Origin of the sequence: Mesorhizobium sp. M1348, from assembly GCF_040317925.1 — a bacterium.
Lineage (GTDB): Bacteria > Pseudomonadota > Alphaproteobacteria > Rhizobiales > Rhizobiaceae > Mesorhizobium.
Genome location: NZ_JAMYLH010000072.1, coordinates 1 through 2479 on the forward strand (window position 1 = coordinate 1; position 2479 = coordinate 2479).

Genomic DNA, 2479 nt, shown 5'->3' on the forward strand with positions numbered 1-2479 from the left:
CGTTCGCCCAGACCATCCAGGGCAATGCCGGCGCCAATGTCATCAACGGCCTCGGCGGCGCCGACATGATGAGCGGCTATGGTGGCAACGACACCTATTATGTCGACAATGCTGCCGACAAAGTGGTCGAGGCCGCTGGCGGCGGCTCCGACAAGGTGCTTGCCTCGGTGAGCTATGTCCTTTCGGCTGGCTCGCAGGTCGAGCTTCTTGCGACCACGAACCCCTCCGGTACGGCCGCAATCAATCTCACCGGCAACGAGTTCACCCAGACCATCCAGGGCAATGCCGGCGCCAATGTCATCAACGGTGGACACGGCGCGGACACCATGATCGGTTATGGCGGCAACGACACCTATTATGTCGACAATGCCGGCGACAAAGCGATCGAGGCGGTAGGCGGTGGCACCGACAAGGTGATCACTTCGATGAGCCATGCGCTTGCCGCCAGCTCGCAGATCGAGCTTCTCGCCACCAGCAACCCGTCCGGCACAGCGCCGATCCACCTCAACGGCAACGAGTTCGCCCAGACCATCCAAGGTAATGCCGGTAGCAATGTCTTCAATGGCCTCGGTGGTGCCGACACGATGGTCGGCTATGGCGGCAACGACAGCTACTATGTCGACAATGTCGGCGACCGAGTGATCGAGGCGGTAGGCGGCGGTCGCGACAACATAGCCACCACGGTGAGCTATGCGCTTGCGGCCGGCTCGGAGGTCGAGCTTCTCGCTACGAGGTACCCCTCCGCCACCACGGCAATCAACCTAACCGGCAACGAGTTCGCACAGGCCATCCAGGGCAATGCCGGCGCCAATGTCATAAAAGGCGGCGGCGGTGCCGACATCTTGACCGGTAACGGAGGCAATGATGCATTCGTGTTCAACAGCGCTCTTGGGGCCGGCAATATCGACAGGATCACCGACTTCAACAAGCTCCAGGACAAGATCCAACTCGACGACGCGGTTTTTGCCGGGCTTAAGCTGGGTGGCCTTTCATCCGATGCTTTCTTTGCTGGCACGGCCGCGCATGACAGCTCCGACCATATAATCTACAACAGCTCAACCGGGGCGCTGTCTTTCGACAGCGACGGGATCGGTGGCGCAGCTCAAATACAGTTCGCCACTCTCTCTCCAGGTCTGTCGCTTGCAGCAGGTTCGTTTCTCGTGATCTGAACGACCCGGAACGGCGGACCTTCTGCTCGAGCCGGTCCGCCGTTCCGTCTTTGTTCAAGCACCGGATTTTTCCAAAGGGGGTGCCCATTCGGGCTGATGCTCAACCTTGTCACCCAGCGGGTTCGCTAGCAGGGCATCATTGAAGGGTGGCTTGAATCTGCCCGTCACCGAGTTTACTCGGCGCGGTTCTCGACCGCTTCCGTGCCTTGAACGGCTAGTGAATCTCAGTGAAATAGAAGCTCATCGCACGGTGCATGACGAAGCAAAACGGCTTCGCGAGTAATCTGGTATGCACTTTCTCGTCTCTTTACTCTTATTCTTACTCTTATTCGATTCTTCTCGGCAACGAACGGTCAGATCCCATCTGAACCTGGAATCGAGTACCAGATCCCGAGGCCGCTATCAGATCCTCTGCGCAATAGCGGCCATAGCTTCGCAAACCGCCCCTTCGCAGATCAGGGATAGATAAATCGGGAATGCCAATTACCTGAGCGCGAGAGCAGGGACCAGGCACCGCAACCCCGGCAGTCATTCGGCAGTTGTCCCTCGCTCATAAACGTCGGCCGAACAGTTTTTTACGTCGCTTAAGTCTTCCTCATGAGCGAGTGCGGCAGGCGCTCCGACTGGGAACCGCCCCTATTCTCACCTTGAGCGGTTTCCTACATTGATTTGATCTCGATCACGGAGATCTGCCGACCGATATAAGATGATGAGCGCAGATGCCTACGAATTGTCCACAACTAATTGCTTACGGCAGTGAGACTGCGGAGCGGCTTGGCTCTTAAGTTAACGTCTGTCTTATTTTCATCTCGTAAGGTAAATTTATAAATCAAAACAAACCAATAATGTAACGTCCCCGTAATACAAAAGGTCATGAGTTGCGAATCTACAGCTGCTTCAAAATAAAGTCGCGATTCCGCCGGGATTGTGACCTCAGAAAGCGATAAATTTCTTGTCTGCAATCGGTTTTGCCAAAATAAGCCACAATGCGTGCAGCATTTCTACAAACGCTCAATGATTCTATCAACGGGTGTCTGTATGTGATTTGGCGCTAATATACACCCTCTAGTAGGTAGGCCTCGGGCGCTATCGAACGAGAAAAAAGGAATATTGGATGGCAACTCTGCACTACACCTCGGGTGGTTCCGCCACCGAAATTGCAACCGCCGGCTTCAATTTGGCCGACGTTCAATATGCTAGCCAGGTTAACGCATTGCCGGATGGCATGAAGGGCCTGGTCTATCTCAATGAGCATGAGGGCGTGACCTCATCCTTCATCGAGAAAATGACCCCCTTCCTTGGCAATCCGA

2 pseudogenes are annotated in these 2479 nt (G+C 55.4%); both read left to right on the forward strand.

From position 1 onward, the window contains the following. Positions 1-1169: pseudogene (locus NKH13_RS35440) on the forward strand (calcium-binding protein); the annotation flags it as partial. A gap of 1114 nt (positions 1170-2283) precedes the next feature. Continuing rightward, positions 2284-2479, forward strand: a pseudogene (locus tag NKH13_RS35445) (calcium-binding protein); the annotation flags it as partial.